At 65.8% G+C, this 19,229-nt stretch carries 19 protein-coding genes; 10 read left to right on the top strand and 9 right to left on the bottom strand.

The genetic code is table 11. The annotated features are described in order from the left end of the window. Window positions 1-137: 137 nt before the first annotated feature. On the bottom strand, window positions 138-620 hold the full coding sequence (locus IPU70_RS07780) for a GNAT family N-acetyltransferase (RefSeq protein ID WP_242702369.1): 483 nt from the start codon (window positions 618-620) through the stop codon (window positions 138-140). A 124-nt stretch (window positions 621-744) separates the two neighbouring features. Here IPU70_RS07780 and IPU70_RS07775 point away from each other — a divergent pair, with 124 nt between their 5' ends. The 4 genes from IPU70_RS07775 (at window position 745) to cml (ending at window position 4,118) form a co-directional block, all read left to right on the top strand. Next, window positions 745-1,104 (top strand): hypothetical protein, encoded by a 360-nt coding sequence (locus IPU70_RS07775; RefSeq protein WP_207466249.1) that lies wholly within the window; start codon window positions 745-747, stop codon window positions 1,102-1,104. 635 nt (window positions 1,105-1,739) lie between these two features. Next, window positions 1,740-2,021 (top strand): hypothetical protein, encoded by a 282-nt coding sequence (locus IPU70_RS07770; RefSeq protein ID WP_013392593.1) that lies wholly within the window; start codon window positions 1,740-1,742, stop codon window positions 2,019-2,021. Window positions 2,022-2,105: 84 nt separating this feature from the next. Continuing rightward, entirely contained in the window at window positions 2,106-2,798 is a 693-nt protein-coding gene (locus IPU70_RS07765; RefSeq protein WP_013392592.1) for a cytochrome b/b6 domain-containing protein, read from the top strand. Window positions 2,799-2,930: 132 nt separating this feature from the next. Beyond that, window positions 2,931-4,118: a CmlA/FloR family chloramphenicol efflux MFS transporter gene (cml, locus tag IPU70_RS07760; protein WP_207466247.1), complete on the top strand. Its 1,188-nt coding sequence runs from the start codon at window positions 2,931-2,933 to the stop codon at window positions 4,116-4,118. A gap of 135 nt (window positions 4,119-4,253) precedes the next feature. Here the strand turns inward: cml and IPU70_RS07755 are convergent, their stop codons facing one another. Then, window positions 4,254-4,712 carry a cytochrome c gene (locus tag IPU70_RS07755; RefSeq protein WP_013392590.1) on the bottom strand — a complete coding sequence of 153 codons (459 nt, stop codon included), beginning with the start codon at window positions 4,710-4,712 and terminating at the stop codon, window positions 4,254-4,256. A 56-nt stretch (window positions 4,713-4,768) separates the two neighbouring features. Continuing rightward, window positions 4,769-6,145: an adenylosuccinate lyase gene (gene purB, locus IPU70_RS07750; RefSeq protein WP_207466245.1), complete on the bottom strand. Its 1,377-nt coding sequence runs from the start codon at window positions 6,143-6,145 to the stop codon at window positions 4,769-4,771. Window positions 6,146-6,305: 160 nt separating this feature from the next. On the opposite strand from purB, the gene IPU70_RS07745 reads away from it, so the two are divergent. Beyond that, window positions 6,306-6,911, top strand: coding sequence for a glutathione S-transferase (locus tag IPU70_RS07745; RefSeq protein WP_013392588.1), 606 nt, complete (start codon window positions 6,306-6,308; stop codon window positions 6,909-6,911). A 172-nt stretch (window positions 6,912-7,083) separates the two neighbouring features. Here IPU70_RS07745 and IPU70_RS07740 read toward each other — a convergent pair whose 3' ends face one another. From IPU70_RS07740 to gcvA, 3 genes are all read right to left on the bottom strand, one after another. Further along, window positions 7,084-7,902 (bottom strand): sulfite exporter TauE/SafE family protein, encoded by an 819-nt coding sequence (locus IPU70_RS07740; protein WP_207466243.1) that lies wholly within the window; start codon window positions 7,900-7,902, stop codon window positions 7,084-7,086. Between the two features lie 106 nt (window positions 7,903-8,008). Beyond that, window positions 8,009-9,127 (bottom strand): tRNA 2-thiouridine(34) synthase MnmA, encoded by a 1,119-nt coding sequence (mnmA, locus tag IPU70_RS07735; protein WP_207466241.1) that lies wholly within the window; start codon window positions 9,125-9,127, stop codon window positions 8,009-8,011. 7 nt (window positions 9,128-9,134) lie between these two features. Next, on the bottom strand, window positions 9,135-10,061 hold the full coding sequence (gcvA, locus tag IPU70_RS07730; RefSeq protein WP_207466512.1) for a transcriptional regulator GcvA: 927 nt from the start codon (window positions 10,059-10,061) through the stop codon (window positions 9,135-9,137). A 192-nt stretch (window positions 10,062-10,253) separates the two neighbouring features. Here gcvA and IPU70_RS07725 point away from each other — a divergent pair, with 192 nt between their 5' ends. From IPU70_RS07725 to IPU70_RS07705, 5 genes are all read left to right on the top strand, one after another. Then, window positions 10,254-11,243, top strand: coding sequence for a tripartite tricarboxylate transporter substrate binding protein (locus IPU70_RS07725; RefSeq protein WP_013392584.1), 990 nt, complete (start codon window positions 10,254-10,256; stop codon window positions 11,241-11,243). Window positions 11,244-11,311: 68 nt separating this feature from the next. Beyond that, a complete protein-coding gene (locus tag IPU70_RS07720; protein WP_207466239.1) occupies window positions 11,312-12,187 on the top strand; it encodes an N-formylglutamate amidohydrolase in 876 nt (291 codons plus the stop codon). A gap of 232 nt (window positions 12,188-12,419) precedes the next feature. Further along, on the top strand, window positions 12,420-13,538 hold the full coding sequence (locus IPU70_RS07715; RefSeq protein ID WP_207466236.1) for a Re/Si-specific NAD(P)(+) transhydrogenase subunit alpha: 1,119 nt from the start codon (window positions 12,420-12,422) through the stop codon (window positions 13,536-13,538). A 4-nt stretch (window positions 13,539-13,542) separates the two neighbouring features. After that, window positions 13,543-13,860: an NAD(P) transhydrogenase subunit alpha gene (locus IPU70_RS07710; RefSeq protein WP_013392581.1), complete on the top strand. Its 318-nt coding sequence runs from the start codon at window positions 13,543-13,545 to the stop codon at window positions 13,858-13,860. Beyond that, window positions 13,857-15,296, top strand: a complete 1,440-nt coding sequence (locus IPU70_RS07705; RefSeq protein ID WP_207466234.1) for an NAD(P)(+) transhydrogenase (Re/Si-specific) subunit beta — start codon at window positions 13,857-13,859, stop codon at window positions 15,294-15,296. Before IPU70_RS07710 ends, IPU70_RS07705 begins: the two co-directional genes overlap by 4 nt. 36 nt (window positions 15,297-15,332) lie before the next feature. Here IPU70_RS07705 and glcF read toward each other — a convergent pair whose 3' ends face one another. The 3 genes from glcF to IPU70_RS07690 are packed head-to-tail and all read right to left on the bottom strand — an operon-like array spanning window position 15,333 to window position 19,196. Beyond that, entirely contained in the window at window positions 15,333-16,571 is a 1,239-nt protein-coding gene (gene glcF, locus IPU70_RS07700; protein ID WP_207466232.1) for a glycolate oxidase subunit GlcF, read from the bottom strand. A 6-nt stretch (window positions 16,572-16,577) separates the two neighbouring features. Beyond that, window positions 16,578-17,684, bottom strand: a complete 1,107-nt coding sequence (gene glcE, locus IPU70_RS07695) for a glycolate oxidase subunit GlcE (protein ID WP_207466230.1) — start codon at window positions 17,682-17,684, stop codon at window positions 16,578-16,580. A 12-nt stretch (window positions 17,685-17,696) separates the two neighbouring features. Continuing rightward, entirely contained in the window at window positions 17,697-19,196 is a 1,500-nt protein-coding gene (locus IPU70_RS07690; RefSeq protein ID WP_207466228.1) for an FAD-linked oxidase C-terminal domain-containing protein, read from the bottom strand. Window positions 19,197-19,229 lie beyond the last annotated feature (33 nt).

Raw genomic sequence — 19,229 nt, 5'->3', positions numbered from 1 at the left:
ATGCGGGTTCGCGAAACCGCCGCCCTCCAACAGGGCGGCCGCTCTCCGGCAGATTATCCCGAAGGCGCTTCCTGCCGCCGCCGGCGGGCGGATTTTGTTGCTATCGAAGCGTGTTGACACAGGGTCTGTCGCCCGCATCATGGCGCCAGGGGATACGTCATCGCGCATCGCAGCGCCGGGTCAAAGCCCATGGCTGCCTCGTGCCGCAATCGCGCCCACAGCCCCGGCGAGAGCTCCTCCGCCGGCACCTCGGCAAAGCCTTGCCGCAGGTAAAACGGCCGGTTCCAGGACAATTCGCGGTCGGTGGTCAGCACCACGGAACGGTAGCAGCCCGCGGTACGGGCGTGGGCGCATACGGCGCAAAGCAGCGCCCGCCCCAGGCCGCGCCCCTGCCATGGCAAGGCGACCGCCATCTCGGCCAGGTAGAGATCGCCATCCATGGGCCGGGTCAACGCAAAACCCGCGGGCTGGCCCTCGGACTCCGCAATCCACAACAGACCGGCCGCCAGCGCCTGCGACAGATCGGCCTGCGGCGCCGTATCGTCGCCGGCGGCCCAAGCCATGTGCGTGCCCAGGAACCGCCGCGCGGCGGAACGTTCGATATCGGCCAAGCGGGCCATGTCTGAAGGTCGAGCGAGTCTGATCATAGGCATGGCAGTATGCCTCAAGCGGCCCCGGCGCCCGATCCCATAAAATGGCGTCTTCGGCCGCGACGGCCCTCGCAATACAGGCTAGCCCCAAACCATGACTCAAACCGCCACCTCCGATTCCTGGGGCTTTGCCCATCCCGATTGCCGCGGCGCGGCCGCCCTGCTGTTCTTCATGAACGACCTGGCGCGGGTGGTCAACCAGTACCTGAGTCCGGGCCAGTTGTCTGATGAAGCGCTGGCCGACGCGCAAAAGGCGGTCGACGCCTTGCTGGCCCGCTACGTGGAAATCCAGGCCGCCCCCGAGGCTTTCGACAACGAGCGCATCGAACTTGCGCTGGAAACCGAGAACCAGCCTGACGGCCAGACCAGCGCGCAGGTCGCCTTGCGCATGTCCGCGCGTCTGGAAGGGCTCATCATCGAAGCCCAGCGCCAAGCCCGTCCAACTGCGCATTAAGGGACGGATGAGGGGAGAAATTCAGCTCCCCTACCACAAAACGCTTGCAAGAAGTCTCGAGAACCCGTAATATCGACGGTTGAGTTCTGCGGTTTGCGCCAATTTCCATTCGAAAATAAAACGGCGCAGGTCCTGAGGGCTGAGCATCAGCCCCTACTCCAAACACCAAGCAGACCCTCAAAAACACCCAAGACCGAGCATCCCGTCCGTTTGCGAAGAACGCAAATCCGGATCATGGCCTTGGGGGGAAACGCCTTCACCAAACCGCCAGTCCGGCTTGGCAAGAAGCAACAAGACAATCTGCGGCGCCTGCAACACGCGCAAGCGACAAGTACCGACAACCGCGCCGCAATCGCCAGGGCCTGCACGCCCTGCTTGAATCCTCGGCCCCCTGCATGCCTCGCGCATCGCACAGCCCGAAATGATGCCGTCCCGGACTGATGGACAGCATCGCACCGTCAGCCCGTGCGCGCAAAAACATGAGAATGCGCAAAGGGACGGCGGCAGATATGCGTTAGTGTCACCACACGCCCGCCCGATTCGATACGGCTGGCAGCGGCATGCGGCAAGAATGCCGCGCGTCACGTGGCCTGACGCGGCTTTTCACATAACTAGAAACCAAGAGAACAAACACCATGAATACTCGTTTCACTACCTCGGACCTGATCCGACGCCCGGCCCACAGCACGCTGGACAACATGCCGATCCATATCGGCGACATCGTTTACCTGAAGCCCGCGAATGGCCCGGAAATCCGCGCCACGGTCATCTACAACGCGCCGATCAACGGCACCACGACCTACACGACCGAAGTCGTGCCCTGCGGAGCGCCTGCGCAAGAGGCTCCTGGCCAACGCATCCGCTTCCGCCATGAGCACGTGCATCGCATCGTGCCGGTGCGCCGCAACACCCACTGAAGCAGTGCCCCGCCCCGTTGCACACGCAACGGGGCAATTTGTGCGTGATAAAGTCCCCGGCAACACAGCCCTGGCGATCCCTCCATGCAGAACAATCGTCTCGCGGTCCATATCTGGGACCTTCCCACCCGTCTATTCCACTGGGCGCTGGTCGCCTGTATCGTCGGCGCGTTCGTCAGCGTCAAGCTGGGCGGCCTGTACATGGATTGGCACGTGCGCTTCGGCTGCGCGGCGCTGGGCCTGATCCTGTTCCGCCTGTTGTGGGGATTCTTCGGCCCCCGCTACGCCCGCTTCTCGCAGTTCGTGCGCGGCCCGGCTGCCGTGGCCCGATACCTCAAGGGCGCCGCCGCGCCCGCCGGCCACAACCCGCTGGGTGCGCTGTCGGTGCTGGCGCTGCTGCTGGTGATCGGCTTCCAGGCGGTCAGTGGCCTGTTCACCACCGACGACATCATGACGCAGGGTCCGCTGTTCGGACTCGTCAGCGAAACCGTGTCCGGCGCCATGACCTCCTGGCACAAGCTCAACGAGTGGGTCATCCTGGCGCTGGTCGCCCTGCACCTGGCCGCGGTGCTCTGGTACGCGCTGGTGCGCCGCAAGCGCCTGGTGCGCGCCATCATCACGGGCAAGGTCGACGCCAAGGACGTGCCCGCCGGCACCCCGCCCACGCAGGACGGCTTTGCCGTCTGGCTGCGCGCCCTGGTGCTGGGCGCATGCGTCACGGGCCTGGTGCTGTGGATCCGGTCGCTGGAAGTGGCCGCCGATATGTCTTTTTCCTGACGCACATGAGCACCGCCAAGCAAGCAGACAAGTAAGCCGCAACAACTCGCTTTTTTCGGTTGTTGCGGCGTTCTCGAGACTCCATCCGCTCAAGGAGAGCGCCGCCTGATCCTTCCTGAAGGAGATGGTTTCGTGCGCTCAAATGACTCTTCCTGGCGGCTCTCTCTCGCCGCCACGCTCTTCCTGCTATCACCGTTCGATCTGCTGGCATCGCTGGGCATGGACATGTACCTGCCCGTCGTGCCCCTCATGGCCGATGCGCTCGGCACCGGCGCCGCGACGGTCCAATGGACACTGACGGCTTACCTGGTTCTGCTCGGAGCCGGCCAGCTTGTCTTCGGCCCGCTGTCGGACCGGCTGGGCCGCCGCCCGGTCTTGCTCGGCGGCGCCCTGGCCTACATCGCCGCCTCGTTCAGCCTCGCCGCCGTCTCGTCCCCAGCCCTGTTCCTGAGCTTGCGCATCCTCCAAGGCTGCGGGGCTGCGGCATGCCTCGTCGCCACCTTCGCAACCGTGCGCGATGTCTACTCGGGCCGCGAGGAATGCCACGTCATCTATGGCTTGCTCGGGTCCATGTTGGCGATGGTGCCAGCGGCAGGCCCGTTACTAGGCGCACTGGTCAGCGCCTGGCTGGGATGGCGCGCCATCTTCGGCGTGCTGGGAATGGCAATGGCGGGGGCGTTCATCGCAGCCTGGCTGCTATGGCCCGAGACCAGACGGCGAGGAGACGCAGATGCACAGTGGTCGCAGCTCCTGCAGCCCCTCAGGCGGCGGAGCTTCTGGCTCTACACGCTGGGCTACAGCGCGGGGATGGGCAGCTTCTTTGTCTTTTTCTCGACCGCGCCTTGGCTGATGATGGGCCGACAGGGGCTGTCACAACTGGGCTTCAGCTTGCTGTTTGCGACGGTGGCCATCGCGATGATGGTGACGGCGAGACTCATGGGCCGGCTGATTGCCCGCTGGGGGAGCCTGAAAACGCTGAGGATGGGAATGGGCTGCCTGATCGCAGGAGCCCTTGCCCTCGCGCTCACCGAACTGTGGCTGCCCTCTTCCGCGCTGGGCCTCATCGCCCCGATGTGGCTGGTCGGCGCCGGCATCGCCGCGGCCGTCTCGGTGGCGCCGAACGGTGCGCTTCAGGGTTTCGACCATATGGCGGGAACGGTCACCGCAGTCTATTTCTGCCTGGGCGGGTTGATACTGGGCGGTCTTGGAACCCTCGCCATCACGTTCTTTCCGAGCGAGACCAGTTGGCCCATCATCGCCTACGGCCTGAGCCTGGCTGCGGCGGTGCTCTGCCTGTCCTGCACCGTCAAGCGCGATTGAAGCCCCCCCCAAGTCCGCAGGCAGCATCATTGCTCGCGGACCGGGCCGCCTCCATGCCGCGCAATGACGAAAAAAAACGCCAACGATTCCGCTGGCGCCTCTTTGCCCACATGCCGCCCGCGGACGGCCGGCGCTTTATTTCTTCTTGCGGTACGAGTCGTGGCAGGCCTTGCAGCTTGCGCCGACATCGCCGAACGCGGCGCGCAGCTTGTCCAGGTCGCCGGCATCGGCGGCGGCCGACAGCTTGACGATGTTGTCCTGGAAGGCCTGCTGCTTCTGCTTGAAGCCCGCGGCGTCGCTCCAGACTTCAGGACGCGCATCGCCGCCCTCGGTGCCCGCGCCGAAAGCCGTCCACGGCAAGGCCGACAAGGTCTTCAGCACTTCCACATTGGCCTTGATCTGCGCGGCGTCATAGGGTTGCTGGCCCTTGACCACCGGCGCCATGCGGCCGAAGTGGGAAGCCATCAGCGTCAGCGCCGACTGGCGGTACTTGACCGCGTCCTCGGGCTTGGCGAACTGCGCGGACGCGCTCGTCGCCAGCAGCGGCCCCACCGTCATACAGGCCAACGCGGCGAGCGTGGACAACTTCTTCATTGCAATCTCCCGTAAGGTCAACAGAGGCCGCGCGCCCCAGGCGCGCGGCAAGGCGACTATACCGCCCGGGCCAAGTCGGCCGCCAGCCCGATATAGGAGCGCGGGGTCATCGCCAGCAGGCGCGCCTTGGGCTCTTCGGGCAGGGCCAGGCCCTGGATGAATTCTCGCAGACCTTCCTCGGTGATGCCCTTGCCGCGCGTCAAAGCCTTGAGCTGTTCGTACGGCTGCGGCAAGCCATAGCGGCGCATGACGGTCTGCACCGGTTCAGCCAGGACTTCCCAGCAAGCGTCGATGTCGGCGTCGATGGCCGCCGTGTTGACTTCCAGCTTGCCCAGCCCGCGCATGCAGGCGTCCCAGGCCACCAGGCAGTAGCCCAGGCCCACGCCCAGGTTGCGCAGCACGGTGGAGTCGGTCAGGTCGCGCTGCCAGCGGGAGATCGGCAGCTTGTCGGCAAGGTGGCGCAGCACGGCGTTGGCCAGGCCCAGATTGCCCTCGGAGTTTTCGAAGTCGATCGGGTTGACCTTGTGCGGCATGGTGGACGAGCCGACCTCGCCTTCCTTCAGACGCTGCTTGAAATAGCCCAGCGCCACGTAGCCCCAGATGTCGCGGTCCAGGTCCAGCACGATGATGTTGGCACGCGTGATGGCATCGAACAACGCCGACATCCAGTCGTGGGGTTCGATCTGGATGGTGTGGCGGTTCTGGGTCAGGCCCAGGCCGGCCAGCACGCGCTGGCTGAAGGCGGGCCAATCGATCTCGGGGTAGGCCGAGAGATGGGCGTTGTAGTTGCCGGTGGCGCCGTTCAGCTTGGCCAGCGGTTCGACGGCCTCGACGGCGGCGATGGCGCGGTTCAGGCGCGCGGCCACGTTGGCGAATTCCTTGCCCAGGGTCGTCGGGCTGGCCGGCTGGCCGTGCGTGCGCGACAACATGGGCTGGTCGGCCTGGGCCACGGCCATATCGTTCAGCTTGGCGGCCAGTTCGCGCAGGCGCGGCACCACGACCTCGTTGCGGGCGCGCGTCAGCATCAGCGCGTGCGAGGTGTTGTTGATGTCCTCGGAGGTGCAGGCGAAGTGGATGAACTCGGCGGCGCGGGCCAGCTCGGCGTCATCGGCCACTTTTTCCTTCAGCCAGTACTCGACGGCCTTGACGTCATGGTTGGTGACGCGTTCGATGTCCTTGATGCGGGCGGCATCTGCTTCCGAGAAGTCGCGCACCAATTGTTGCAGGCGGGCGCGGGCAGCATCGGAGAAGGCGGGCAGTTCCGGCAGGCCGGCATCCGACAGCGCGATCAGCCAGGCCACCTCGACTTCGACGCGATGCGCCATGAAGCCGGCTTCGGAGAGCAGGCCGCGCAGCGCGTCGCCCCGGGAAGCGTACCGGCCATCCAATGGCGAAAGGGCGTTGAGTTGGCTGAGCTGATCGGCGATTTGCATGGTATGGGAAAGAAAAAGCGGGGAATGAGCGAATCGGGCGATTTTATCATCCGGAAGCATGCAACATTGTGGCAAACTGACGAAGATTCCGGCCTCTTGGCCGTCTGCCGTCATGCGGCCTGCTATACTTCGGCCGCTTTCCGACTCCGCTTGTGACTCCATGAAACTGATCGGCTCGCTTACCAGTCCTTACGTGCGCAAAGTGCGTATCGTCATGGCCGAGAAAAAGCTGGACTACCGGCTTGAACTCGAAAACGTCTGGTCCGCCGACACGCAGATCCAAACGTACAACCCGCTGGGCAAGGTACCTTGCCTGGTCATGGAAGATGGCGGCGCCCTCTTCGATTCGCGCGTCATCGTCGAATACGTCGACACCCTGTCCCCGGTCGCCCGCCTGATTCCTCAGCCGGGGCGCGACCGCGCGGCCGTCAAGTGCTGGGAAGCCATCGCCGATGGCCTTCTGGACGCCTGCGTGACCATCGTCAAGGAAAACCAGCGTCCCGAGGCTCAGCGCAGCCCCGAATGGATCGAACGCCAGTACTCCAAGATCCACGCCAGCCTCGACGCCATGAACAAGAGCCTGGGCGACAACGCCCACTGTATGGGCATCAACTACAGCCTGGCCGACATCGCTGTCGGCTGCGCGCTGGGCTACCTGGACCTGCGCTTCGCCGCGCTCGACTGGCGTACCAACCACCAGAACCTGGCCCGCCTGTACGACAAGCTGTCGCAACGCCAATCGTTCGTCGATACCGTTCCAGGATAAGCCCCCCCCGAGGCGCTGCGCGCCTCCCCCCAGGGGGCGCCGCTACGGACCGGCGGAGCCGGATCCGTGCGGCCCCGCTTCTCGTAGGCGGCGCCTCTGCTCCGCCTACGTTTCTGTTCCGTCTACGCTTGCGCGACGGCTGCGCCTATCCATCGGCGCAGCCGTACCCGGCTCAAGCGGTAAACGTCTGCCAGGCCTTGAACAGCATGTACGCGGCCAGCGCGAACAGCAGGCAGGCAAATACGCGCTTCAAGGTCTGCACCGGCAGGCGGTGCGCCATACGCGCGCCCAGCGGCGCCGTCAGCACGCTGGTGCACACCAGCGCAATCAAGGCCGGCCAGTAGATATAGCCCAGCATGCCGGGACGCGCTTCGCCCGAATTCAGTCCTGACACCACGTAGCCGACGCTATTGGCCAGCGCGATGGGAAAGCCCAGCGCGGCCGAGGTCGAGACCGCGTTGTGCAAGGCTACGTTGCACCAGACCATGAACGGCACCGACAGGAAGCCGCCGCCCGCGCCCACCAGGCCGGACAGAAAGCCGATGCCCGCCCCCGCCGCGCTGGTGCCCACCACGCCCGGCATCTGCCGGCTAGGCTTGGGCTTCTTGTTCTGCAGCATGCTCCAGCCGGAATAGCCGACAAACAGCGCGAAGAACAGCGACAGCCACAGCGTGCTGAGCGCGGCGAACACCGCGCCGCCGGACAGCAGGCCGCCGATGATGATGCCCGGCGCCATCGCCCAGACGATGTTCCATTTGATCGTGCCGCGCTGCTGGTGCGCCCGCACGCTGGAAATGGAGGTGAACAGGATCGAGGTCATCGACGTGGCGATGGCGGCATGCACCACCAGGTCGGCGGGCATCCCCTTCCACGCGAACAGCATCGTCAGGAATGGCACCAGCAGCATGCCCCCGCCTATGCCCAGCAGGCCCGCGGCGAAACCCACCACGCCGCCCAGCACCAGCAGGCAAATCACCATCGTTACATCCACAACTCTCTCCTCTTTCTTCTTGGTAATGAACAAAGCCCCAGGGGCCGCGCCCGAGGGGCTTTGATCGAAGTCCGCGCACGCCGCGCGGCGGATGCCGGCGCAGCGCCTACAGGATGATGCCGCCGCCCAGGCAAACCTCGCCATCGTAAAGCACGGCGGACTGTCCGGGGGTCACCGCCCACTGCGGCTCGCTGAAGCTCAGGTTGAAGGTGCCGTCGGCAGCGCCGTCCAGGCGGCAGGCAGCATCGGCCTGCCGGTAACGCGTCTTGGCGCCATACGTGCCGGCGGCCGGCGCGTGGCCCGCGACCCAGCTGGCGTCCTGCGCGCGCAGTTCGCCCGACAGCAGCCATGGGTGGTCGTGCCCCTGCACCACGTAAAGCACATTGCGCTCCAGGTCCTTGCGCGCCACGTACCAGGCTTCGGCCGTGCCGTCCTCGCGCTGGCGTCCCTTCACCCCGCCCACGCCCAGGCCCTTGCGCTGGCCCAGCGTGTAGAACGACAGCCCTTCGTGGCGTCCGACCTTCTGCCCTTCCGGCGTCATGATCGGACCCGGCTCGGTCGGCAGATAGCGGTTCAGGAATTCCCGGAACGGCCGCTCGCCGATGAAGCAGATGCCGGTGGAATCCTTCTTGGCGGCGTTGTGCAAGCCGATCTCGTGCGCGATGCGCCGCACTTCGGTCTTGTGGATCTCGCCCAGCGGGAACATGGTGCGCGAGAGCTGCGCCTGGTTCAGGCGATGCAGGAAGTAGCTCTGGTCTTTGGATGCGTCCAGCGCCTTGAGCAGCTGGAACTGCGTGCCGCCGCCCTCGGCCGGCACTTCGCGCACCCGTGCGTAATGGCCCGTGGCGATGTGCTCGGCGCCCAGCGCCATGGCGTGATCGAGGAAGGCCTTGAACTTGATCTCGGCATTGCACAGCACGTCCGGATTGGGCGTGCGGCCCGCCGAGTACTCGCGCAGGAACTCCGCGAACACGCGGTCCTTGTATTCGGCGGCGAAATTGACGAACTCGAACTCCACGCCGACCAGGTCCGCGACGCTGGCGGCGTCCAGCAGGTCCTGGCGGGTGGAACAGTATTCGGAATCGTCGTCGTCTTCCCAGTTCTTCATGAACAGGCCGACGACCTCATAGCCTTGCTGCTTGAGCAGCCAGGCGGTGACCGAAGAATCGACCCCGCCGGACATGCCGACGACAACGCGGCCTTTCTTGGTAGATTTTTGATTCATGATGGATCTATTTTAGATCGGACAGCGCATCTTCCCGCGGCTGCGGCTCCGCCGCGCGCGACACTTCCATCAGCCAGGTGCGGAAAGCCTGCAGGGTGGGAAGATTGGCTTTCTGCTCCGGATAGCACAGGTAATACCCCATGCGCGCGCGGATTGGCAGCTGGATGGCAACGGCCAGTTTGCCGTCGCGCAGCTCGTCCTCGATCAGGCAGCGTGGAATCAGCGCCACGCCGAAGCCGGCCGCGGCCGCCTGCGACAACAGCGCGTACTGGTCGAAGCGCGCGCCTTCCAGACTGCGCCGGGTATCGCAGCCGGCCTGCTCGAACCAGTCGCGCCAGCCGTCCAGCGCCGAGGTATGGTGCAGCAGCGGGTAGGCCAGCAGGTCGGCCGGCGTGGCGCAGCCGCCCGGAATCAGGCGCGGACTGCAGACCGGCAGGATTTCGCGGCCGACGATGTAATCCGCCCCGCTGCCCGGCCAGATGCCCTCGCCGAAGCGCACGGCAGCGTCCAGTTCTGGCGTGGAAAAGTCATAGCCCTGCCGGTGGGGCAGGAACTCGACGTGGATGTCCGGCCGCAAGCGCATGAAGGCGGTCAGGCGCGGGATCAGCCAGCGCGCGCCGAAAGTCGGCATACAGGTCAGGTTCAGCGTGCCGCCCTGCCCCTGGTGCGCGATCAGCTCCACGGTGGCAGCTTCGATCTGCCCCAGGCCGGCCTGGATCTTGGTCAGATAGCTGCGTCCGGCCTCGGTCAGGACCAAGCCTTGCCTGATCCGCAGGAATAGTTCGATGCCGACGAACTCCTCCAAATGTTTCACCTGCTTACTGACCGCGCCCTGGGTGACACACAATTCCTGAGCCGCGCGCGTGAAGCTGCTATGTCTCGCGGCGACTTCGAACGCCTGGAGATCCGTGAGAGAAGGACAGAAACGCCGCATGGATGGGGTACGCAAATTGTTTCAGGCCGCGCAGTCAAAACAGCCGTGTTCCGGGCCGCCGCGAAAAGAGGCATGAAAAAAACTCATAGCTTACGGAGAAACTTTCGTTTGCGCAAACCCGACCGCCAGGAAAGAATCGTTGCGTTTGCGTCTGCCTTTGCGCATCCGCTTTCCAATTCATTAGGGGAATCCATGCAACGCCGTAATGTAGTACTGGGCCTGTGCGTCGCCGCCGCGACCCTGGCCACGCCGCTGACCTCGGGCATCGCGCACGCTGAAGACGCGTATCCGACCAAGCCCATCCGCCTGATCGTTCCGTTCCCGCCCGGAGGCACCACCGACATCGTCGGCCGCCTGTTCGCCGACAAGCTGGGCAAGGAACTGGGCCAGACCGTGGTGGTGGAAAACCGCGGCGGCGCCGGCGGCTCGATCGGCAGCGCCTTCGTCGCCAGCAGCGCGCCTGACGGCTACACGCTGGGCATCGCCACCGTCAGCACCCACGGCATCAACCCGGCCATCTACCCGAACCTGCCGTTCGACGGCGAGAAGGACTTCACGCCCATCTCGAACCTGGCGGCCGTGCCCAACATCATGACCATCAATCCGAAGGTCCAGGCCAAGAACATCGCCGACTTCATCAAGCTGGCCAAGAGCGAGCCGGGCAAGCTGACCTATGCGTCGGCTGGCAACGGTTCGGTCTCGCACATGATGGGCGAACTGTTCAAGATGGCTTCGGGCACCAACCTGATGCACGTGCCGTACCGCGGCGTGGGCCCGGCGCTGAACGACGCGCTGGCCGGCCAGGTCGACGTCATGTATGACAACCTGCCTTCCTCGCTGCCGCACGTACAGTCCGGCCGCCTGATCGCCATGGCCGTCGCCTCGCCCAAGCGCGTGGCCGCCCTGCCCGACGTGCCCACGTTCGCTGAAGCTGGCCTGCCGGCCGTGAACGACGCGTCCTGGTTCGGCCTGGTGGCTCCCGCCAAGCTGCCCCAGCCCGTGCTGGACAAGCTGAACGCCGCCGTGCAGAAGGTCAGCGCCGAAGCCGACGTCAAGACCCGCCTGGAAGCCCTGGGCGCCGCGCCGGCCGCCAACACCCCGGCCGAATTCGCGGCGCAGATCTCGGCTGAAATCGCCAAGAACAAGCGCATCGCCAAAGAAGCCAACGTGAAGATCGACTAAGCGGTCTTCGATCCTCGCCGCCCCTCGCGGCGGCGAGGATCTCCGATTCACGAACGCAATACCCCCCTATGCGAATTACCCAACCCCTGTCTTACCGGCTCGACCTCCCGCAGCAATATCCTGATTCGGACGCCTCGGCTCCCCTCGTGCTGGACTCCCCGCACAGCGGCACCGCCTACCCCCCCGATTTCGCGGCTGCGGTGGACTTTGGCGCCTTGCGCACCGCCGAGGACACCTGGGTTGACGACCTGTGGGGCGACGCCTTGGACATGGGCGTACCGATGATTGCCGCCGCGTTTCCGCGCGCCTACATCGACGCCAACCGCTCGCCCGACGAAATCGACGAATTGCTGCTGGACGAGGCCTGGCCCGACGCCGTCAATGCCTCGCCCAAGGTCAAGCTCGGCAAGGGCCTGATCTGGCGCATGCTGGACGACGGCACGCCGCTCTACAACCGCAAGCTGACGGTGGCGGAAGTGCGCCACCGCATCGACGCCTGCTGGAAGCCCTACCACGCCGCGCTGGGCCAGGTGCTGGACGCCGCCCACCAGAAGTTCGGCAAGGTCTGGCACATCAACTGTCACTCCATGCCCAGCGTCGCCGGCGCCTATGCCACTGACCGCCCCGGCCTGGTGCACCCCGACTTCGTGCTGGGCGACCGCGACGGCAGCACCAGCGACCCGGCCTTCCGCGAATTCATCGCCGCCTGGCTACGCGAACGCGGCTACAACGTCACCGTCAACGACCCCTACAAGGGCGTGGAACTGGTGCGCGCCTTCGGCCGCCCCGAAGAAGGCCGCCACAGCCTGCAGATCGAGATCAACCGCAAGCTCTACATGGACGAAGTCTCGCTGCGTCCTTCTGAAAACTACGGCCGCCTGAAGGCCGATCTGCGCGACCTCACCGCCGCGCTGATCTCCTGGACTCGCGCGCAAACGGCTTGACGCCGGACGTTTGCGCGCAGGTGCCGGCCAGCGGCAAAGTCAGACTGGCCGGAGCAGTTGGGTTGCAAAACCCCAGCCCCATGGTTCGCCATGGGGCTTTTTTTTGGCTTGGCGCCGGGCATCAGCGGTCCGACGCCCCCCCGGATTCATCCCCCTCACTTCCCAGGCCCGAGACACCTTTCCTTTCACTTTCCCGTGTATAACTGATGCCAACTAATGAGGAGAGGCGTAGATGCACATCGGGATACCAAAAGAAACCCGAGACGGGGAAACTCGTGTCGCAGCAACACCGGAGACCGTCAAGAAGTACGTAGGCGGCAAACACACCGTCGTCGTGGAGCGCGGGGCAGGCACTGCCGCCCGCTATCTCGACGAGGCCTATGAGGCAGCGGGCGCCACGCTCGGCAGCGCCCAGGATGCGTTGGGGGCAGACCTCGTCATGAAGGTGCGCGCGCCTTCTGCCGCGGAGCTGCCCCAGATGAAATCCGGCGCCGTCGTGGTCGGCATGCTGGATCCCTTCGACGCCGAAGGCCTCCAGCAAATGGCGGCCGCGGGGCTCACGGGATTCGCACTCGAGGCCGCGCCCCGCATCACGCGGGCGCAAAGCCTGGACGTGCTGTCCTCGCAGGCCAACCTGGCCGGCTACAAGGCGGTGCTGCTGGCAGCGCATCACTACGGCCGCCTGATCCCCATGATGATGACCGCCGCGGGCACGTTGAAAGCGGCCCGCGCCGTCGTGCTGGGCACCGGCGTCGCCGGGCTGCAGGCCATCGCCACCGCCAAGCGGCTGGGCGCGGTGGTCGAAGCCTCGGACGTGCGCCCCGCCGCACGCGAACAAGTGGAATCGCTGGGCGCCAAGTTCATCGACGTGCCTTTCGAAACGGATGAAGAACGCGAAATCGCGCAAGGCACGGGCGGTTACGCCCGGCCCATGCCGCCCGCCTGGATGGCGCGGCAGGCCGCGCTCGTGTCCGAGCGCTGCAAGCAGGCCGACATCGTCATCACCACGGCGCTGATCCCCGGCCGCCCCGCCCCCACGCTGGTGTCCGCGGAAACCGTCGCGGCCATGAAGCCGGGTTCGGTGCTGGTGGATCTGGCGGTCGAACGCGGCGGCAATTGCCCGCTGTCCGAGAAAGGGCAGATCGTGGAAAAGCACGGCGTGACCCTCATCGGGTTGACCAACCTGCCCGGCCTGGTCGCGACCGACGCTTCGGCGCTGTATGCGCGCAATATCCAGGATTTTCTGAAGCTCATCATCAATGCGGACGGCGCGCTGGCGATCCAGCGCGACGACGAAATCGTCGCGGCCTGCCTGATGTGCGAAGGCGGCAACGTGGCGCGGAGGAACTAACAGCATGGAAGCGATCAACCCCACCCTGATGAACCTCATCATCTTCGTGCTGGCCATCTATGTCGGCTACCACGTCGTGTGGAACGTCACCCCCGCCCTGCACACGCCGCTGATGGCCGTCACCAACGCCATTTCCGCCATCATCATCGTGGGCGCCATGCTGGCGGCCGCGCTGACCGAAGGCGGCCTGGCGCGCGGCATGGGCGTGTTTGCCGTGGCGCTGGCCGCGGTCAACGTGTTCGGCGGCTTTCTCGTGACCCGGCGCATGCTGGAAATGTTCAAGAAGAAGGACCGCAAGGCAGGCAAGGAGGAAGCGAAATGATCTCGCTGAACCTCGTCACCCTGCTGTACCTGATCGCCTCGGTCTGCTTCATCCAGGCGCTCAAGGGCCTGTCGCATCCCACCACCTCGCGGCTGGGCAATGCGTTCGGCATGGCCGGCATGGCGATCGCCGTGCTGACCACGGCCGCGCTCATCGTCGCCCTGGCCCGCGACGGCGCCGCCACCATCGGCCTGGGCTGGGTCGTGCTGGGCCTGCTGGTGGGCGGCTCCATCGGCACGCTGATGGCCAAGCGCGTCGAAATGACCAAGATGCCCGAACTGGTCGCCTTCATGCACAGCATGATCGGCCTGGCGGCGGTCGCCATCGCGGTGGCCGTGGTGGCCGAGCCGCATGCCTTCGGCATCGTGCCGGCCGGCATGCTCATCCCCACCGGCAACCGCTTCGAGCTGTTCATCGGCACCTTCGTCGGCGCCATCACCTTCTCGGGTTCGGTCATCGCCTTCGGCAAGCTGTCGGGCAAGTACAAGTTCCGCCTGTTCCAGGGCGCGCCGGTGGTGTTCTCGGGCCAGCACATGCTGAACCTCGCGCTGGCGCTGCTGATGCTGGGCTGCGGCATCTGGTTCATGCTCACGCAGGAATGGACGCCCTTCATCATCATGACGATCATCGCCTTCGTGCTGGGCGTGCTGATCATCATCCCGATCGGCGGCGCGGACATGCCGGTGGTGGTGTCCATGCTGAACAGCTATTCCGGCTGGGCGGCAGCGGGCATCGGCTTCTCGCTGAACAACCCCATGCTGATCATCGCCGGTTCGCTGGTGGGCTCGTCAGGCGCGATCCTGTCCTACATCATGTGCAAGGCGATGAACCGCTCGTTCTTCAACGTGATCCTGGGCGGCTTCGGCGGCCAGGCCGGCGGCGCTGCGGCAGCGGGCGATGCGCAGCAGCGCAGCGTCAAGTCGGGCAGCCCCGACGACGCCGCCTTCCTGATGACCAACGCCGAAAGCGTGACCATCGTTCCGGGCTACGGCCTGGCGGTGGCGCGTGCGCAGCACGCGCTGAAGGAGCTGGCGGAAAAACTCACCGAGCGCGGCGTGACGGTCAAGTACGCCATCCACCCGGTGGCAGGACGCATGCCCGGCCACATGAACGTGCTGCTGGCCGAGGCCGAAGTGCCTTACGACCAGGTCTTCGAAATGGAAGACATCAACAGCGAGTTCGGCCAAACCGACGTGGTGCTGGTGCTGGGCGCGAACGACGTGGTCAACCCGGCCGCGAAGAACGACCCGCAGTCGCCCATCGCCGGCATGCCCATCCTCGAAGCCTACAAGGCCCGCACCGTGATCGTGAACAAGCGCTCCATGGCCTCGGGCTACGCGGGCCTGGACAACGAGCTCTTCTACATGGACCGCACGATGATGGTTTTCGGCGACGCCAAGAAGGTGCTGGAAGACATGGTCAAGGCGGTGGAGTAAGACGCCTGGCGCCGGATGCCGCCAGGCGTCTGGCGCCTACGCGTTGCGCTGGCCGGCAGGCTGGCGCAATTGTTCGTCCACCACTTCGATCCAATGCCGCACCGGCGTGTCGGTGCCGCTTTGCAGGTGGCCGATGCAGCCGATGTTGGCAGACAGGATCACGTCCGGTCCGCCCGCGGCGATGGCGCCCAGCTTGCGGTCGCGCAGCTCCAGGGCGATTTCCGGATTCAGCACCGAATAGGCGCCCGCCGAACCGCAGCACAAGTGCTTGTCGGCGAACGGCTGCAAGGCAAAACCCAGATCCGCCAGCAGTTGTTCGGACAGCGGCCGCAGCCCCTGCCAATGCTGCAGCGTGCAAGGCGGATGGAAGGCCGCGCGCGTGCCCGCCTGCAGCCGCGTGCGCAATTGCGCCGCATGTGGCGCAACGATTTCGGCTACGTCCTTCACCAGCACCACGATGTCCGCGGCCTTTTGCGCATAGGCCGGATCGTGCCGCAAGTGATGCGCATATTCCTTGACCATGGCGCCGCAGCCGGACGCGTTCATGACGATGGCCTCGACGTCCTGCAGCAGCGGCCACCAGGCGTCGACGTTGGCGCGCATCTGCGCCAGCGCGGCGTCCTGGGCGTCCAGGTGGAAACTGGCCGCGCCGCAGCAGCCGGCGCCGGGGGCGATGCGCGCGCCTATGCCGACCGCGTCCAGCACGCGGATGGTGGCCGCATCAATGGCAGGCATCATGGCGGGCTGCACGCAGCCCGCCAGCATCAGCACCTGCCGCGCATGGCCGGCCACCTGCGGCAGCGGCCCCGCCGCGCGGCGTTCCGGCACCTTGCGCTTGAGCGCCTCGGGCAACATGCCGCGCACCGCCTGCCCCAGCCGCATCGCGGGCGCGAACAGCGGCGACAGCATGGTCTTGCGCAGCAAGGTGCGTTTGGTCTTGGCGGCCCAACTGCGCGGCACGCGCTCTTCGACGATCTTGCGGCCGATATCCACCAGATGGCCGTACTGGACGCCGGACGGGCAAGTAGTCTCGCAATTGCGGCAGGTCAGGCAGCGGTCCAGGTGCTGCTGCGTGGACTGCGTGGGCTCGGCGCCCTCCAGCACCTGCTTGATCAGGTAGATGCGTCCGCGCGGGCTGTCCAATTCATCGCCCAGCACCTGATAGGTCGGACAGGTCGCGGTGCAGAAACCGCAGTGCACGCAACGCCGCAGGATGGCGTCGGCCTCCTTGCCCAGATCGGACTCGCGTGCCCAGGATGCCAGATTGGTTTGCATGATGCCCTATAGATCCAGGACCAGGCGGCCGGGGTTGAACAGGCCGGCCGGATCAAGCTCTTGTTTGAGGCGGCGCGTGATCGAAGCGATCCCGGGCGCCAGCGGATGGAATACGCCGTCGGCCGGCGGTCTGCCCTGCCCGCTGCGGAACAGCGTGGCATGGCCGCCCAGCCGTTCGGCGGTCTCGCGCAGTGCGGCGGCGTCGTGTTCGCCCGACAGCCAGCGCTGGCCCCCGCCCCATTCCAACAGGGTCGATCCCAGGCCGAGCGCGGCGGCGGTGGGCGGCAACGCCAGGCGCCACAACGGACGCCCCGGCGCGAAGAAGGCATGGGTCTGCTCGCGCAGCGAGCGCCACCAGGCTAGCGCCGCTTCAGGCGTCATGGGCGTTCCGCCTATCAATTGGCGGGCGCTGGCGATTGCGGGCGGCGCGCCCGACAGGCGCACGGCCATCTGGCCTTCGCCGTTGTCGTCGTCGCCGCTCCAGCTGGTGGCCGAGATCGGCAAGGGCTTGCCGCGCCACAGGGCGAAGCTGGCCAGCGCCTGCGCCTGGGTGGCGGGCAGCGCCAGGGTGAGCTCTGCCATCGGCCGCGGCACGACTTTCAAGGACACTTCGAGTATGGCGCCGAAGATGCCATGCGAACCCGCCAGCAAGCGCGACACGTCATAGCCCGCCACGTTCTTCATGACCTCTCCGCCGAACGACAGGATGCGGCCTTCCGAATCCAGCAGCTGCGCACCAAGGACGAAATCCTTGAGCGCACCCGCGTTCATGCGACGCGGGCCCGACAGCCCCGCCGCTACGCAGCCGCCCACCGTGGCGGAGGTCGAGAAATGCGGAGGCTCGAAGGCCAGCATCTGCCCGTTCTCGGCCAGCGCAGCCTCGAGTTCGGCCAGCGGCGTACCCGCGCGCACCGTCACCACGAGTTCAGAGGGGTGGTAGCTGACAATGCCGCGATAAGGCGTCATGTCCAGCAGACAGTGGCCGTCCTGCGGCGTGACTGGACGGTAATTGCCATAGAACGCCTTGCTGCCTCCGCCCATCACAAACAAGGGCTTGTGACCGGCACGGGCCGTCATGACCTGGTCGCACAACTCCGACAGGACGAAATCCATAAGGGACAGGTCCTAGAAACGGGCGAGATCGGGGAAGCGCAGCTCTCCCGCATGGACGTGCATCTTGCCGTATTCGGCGCAGCGGGCCAGCGTGGGGATGACTTTTTCAGGATTGAGCAGGCAGGGCGGATCGAAGGCCCGCTTTACCGCCAGGAACGCGTCGAGTTCTTCGCGAGAGAATTGCACGCACATTTGATTTATTTTCTCCATACCCACCCCGTGCTCTCCAGTCACGGTCCCTCCTACCTGCACGCACAGTTCAAGAATGGCGGCGCCGAATTTCTCGGCACGCTCCACCTCGTCCGGCTTGTTTGAATCGAACAGGATCAACGGATGCAAATTGCCGTCGCCGGCGTGAAAGACGTTGGCGCAGCGCAGGCTGAACTCGTCTTCCATCTGTTCGATGGCGCCCAGCACGCGCGCCAGATGGCGGCGCGGTATCGTGCCGTCCATGCAATAGTAATCAGGCGACACCCGCCCGGCCGCCGGGAACGCGTTCTTGCGGCCGGCCCAGAATTTCAGGCGCTCGGCCTCCGAGGACGAGACCTGGCAGCGCGTGGCGCCCGCCTCGCGGAACACGGCCTCCATGCGCGCGATCTCGTGCTCGACCTCTTCAGGCGTGCCGTCCGACTCGCACAGCAGAATGGCTTGCGCGTCCATGTCGTAGCCCGCGCGCACAAAGGGTTCGACCATGTGCGTCGCGCGGCGGTCCATCATCTCCAGGCCCGCCGGTATCATGCCGGCCGCGATCACCTGAGTGACCGCGTTGCCGGCCGCTTCCACGCTGGAAAAGCTGGCCATGACCACCTGCGCGCAGGCCGGCTTGGGGATCAGCTTGACCGTCACTTCCGTGACCACGCCCAGCATGCCTTCCGAACCGATGAAGACGGACAGCAGGTCCAGGCCAGGCGCATCGGGCGCTTCGGAACCCAGCTCGACCACATCGCCATCAATCGTCACGACCCGCACCCGCAGCACGTTGTGCACGGTCAGCCCGTACTTCAGGCAATGCACGCCGCCGGAGTTCTCCGCCACGTTGCCGCCGATGGAACAGGCGATCTGGCTGGAGGGATCGGGCGCGTAATACAGCCCATATGGCGAAGCCGCCTCGGAGATCGCCAGGTTACGCACGCCGGGCTGCACGATGGCCGTGGCGCTGGCCAGGTCGATGTGCTTGATGCGATTGAATTTCGACAAGCCGAGCAACACGCCGCGGCTGTGCGGCATGGCGCCTCCGGACAAGCCGGTGCCAGCGCCACGCGCAACCACGGGCGCATTCAGGCGTTTGCAGATGCGCATGACGGCCTGCACCTGCTCTTCGGTTTCAGGCAAGGCAACGACCGCAGGCAGCGCGCGATAAAGAGAGAGGCCGTCGCACTCGTAAGGGCGCGTATCCTCTTCGCGGAACAACACGCAGTGCGCGGGCAACGCGGCCGACAACGCCTCGATGAGCTGCTGCAAGGAATAAGGCGCCTGCACTTGTGCCAGGCCGGTTTCGACCAATGAATTCATGAGCGCAACAATAGCGCGAGCGCCGGCCACTAG

It is taken from the genome of Achromobacter sp. SD115 (assembly GCF_017355315.1).
GTDB classification, from domain to species: Bacteria; Pseudomonadota; Gammaproteobacteria; order Burkholderiales; family Burkholderiaceae_B; genus Achromobacter; species Achromobacter xylosoxidans_B.
Note: the sequence above shows the minus strand (reverse complement) of the source record. Positions and strands in the feature narration are given on the sequence as shown.

Excerpts from the sequence above, each read along its gene's own strand:
- IPU70_RS07745 (WP_013392588.1), top strand. The coding sequence starts at position 6,306 with ATGAAACTGATCGGCTCGCTTACCAGTCCTTACGTGCGCAAAGTGCGT.
- IPU70_RS07725 (WP_013392584.1), top strand. The coding sequence starts at position 10,254 with ATGCAACGCCGTAATGTAGTACTGGGCCTGTGCGTCGCCGCCGCGACC.
- gcvA (WP_207466512.1), bottom strand. The coding sequence starts at position 10,061 with ATGCGGCGTTTCTGTCCTTCTCTCACGGATCTCCAGGCGTTCGAAGTC.
- IPU70_RS07720 (WP_207466239.1), top strand. The coding sequence starts at position 11,312 with ATGCGAATTACCCAACCCCTGTCTTACCGGCTCGACCTCCCGCAGCAA.
- IPU70_RS07755 (WP_013392590.1), bottom strand. The coding sequence starts at position 4,712 with ATGAAGAAGTTGTCCACGCTCGCCGCGTTGGCCTGTATGACGGTGGGG.
- glcE (WP_207466230.1), bottom strand. The coding sequence starts at position 17,684 with ATGGATTTCGTCCTGTCGGAGTTGTGCGACCAGGTCATGACGGCCCGT.
- IPU70_RS07710 (WP_013392581.1), top strand. The coding sequence starts at position 13,543 with ATGGAAGCGATCAACCCCACCCTGATGAACCTCATCATCTTCGTGCTG.
- IPU70_RS07780 (WP_242702369.1), bottom strand. The coding sequence starts at position 620 with ATGGCCCGCTTGGCCGATATCGAACGTTCCGCCGCGCGGCGGTTCCTG.
- IPU70_RS07705 (WP_207466234.1), top strand. The coding sequence starts at position 13,857 with ATGATCTCGCTGAACCTCGTCACCCTGCTGTACCTGATCGCCTCGGTC.
- IPU70_RS07715 (WP_207466236.1), top strand. The coding sequence starts at position 12,420 with ATGCACATCGGGATACCAAAAGAAACCCGAGACGGGGAAACTCGTGTC.
- glcF (WP_207466232.1), bottom strand. The coding sequence starts at position 16,571 with ATGCAAACCAATCTGGCATCCTGGGCACGCGAGTCCGATCTGGGCAAG.
- mnmA (WP_207466241.1), bottom strand. The coding sequence starts at position 9,127 with ATGAATCAAAAATCTACCAAGAAAGGCCGCGTTGTCGTCGGCATGTCC.
- IPU70_RS07770 (WP_013392593.1), top strand. The coding sequence starts at position 1,740 with ATGAATACTCGTTTCACTACCTCGGACCTGATCCGACGCCCGGCCCAC.
- purB (WP_207466245.1), bottom strand. The coding sequence starts at position 6,145 with ATGCAAATCGCCGATCAGCTCAGCCAACTCAACGCCCTTTCGCCATTG.
- IPU70_RS07690 (WP_207466228.1), bottom strand. The coding sequence starts at position 19,196 with ATGAATTCATTGGTCGAAACCGGCCTGGCACAAGTGCAGGCGCCTTAT.
- IPU70_RS07765 (WP_013392592.1), top strand. The coding sequence starts at position 2,106 with ATGCAGAACAATCGTCTCGCGGTCCATATCTGGGACCTTCCCACCCGT.
- IPU70_RS07775 (WP_207466249.1), top strand. The coding sequence starts at position 745 with ATGACTCAAACCGCCACCTCCGATTCCTGGGGCTTTGCCCATCCCGAT.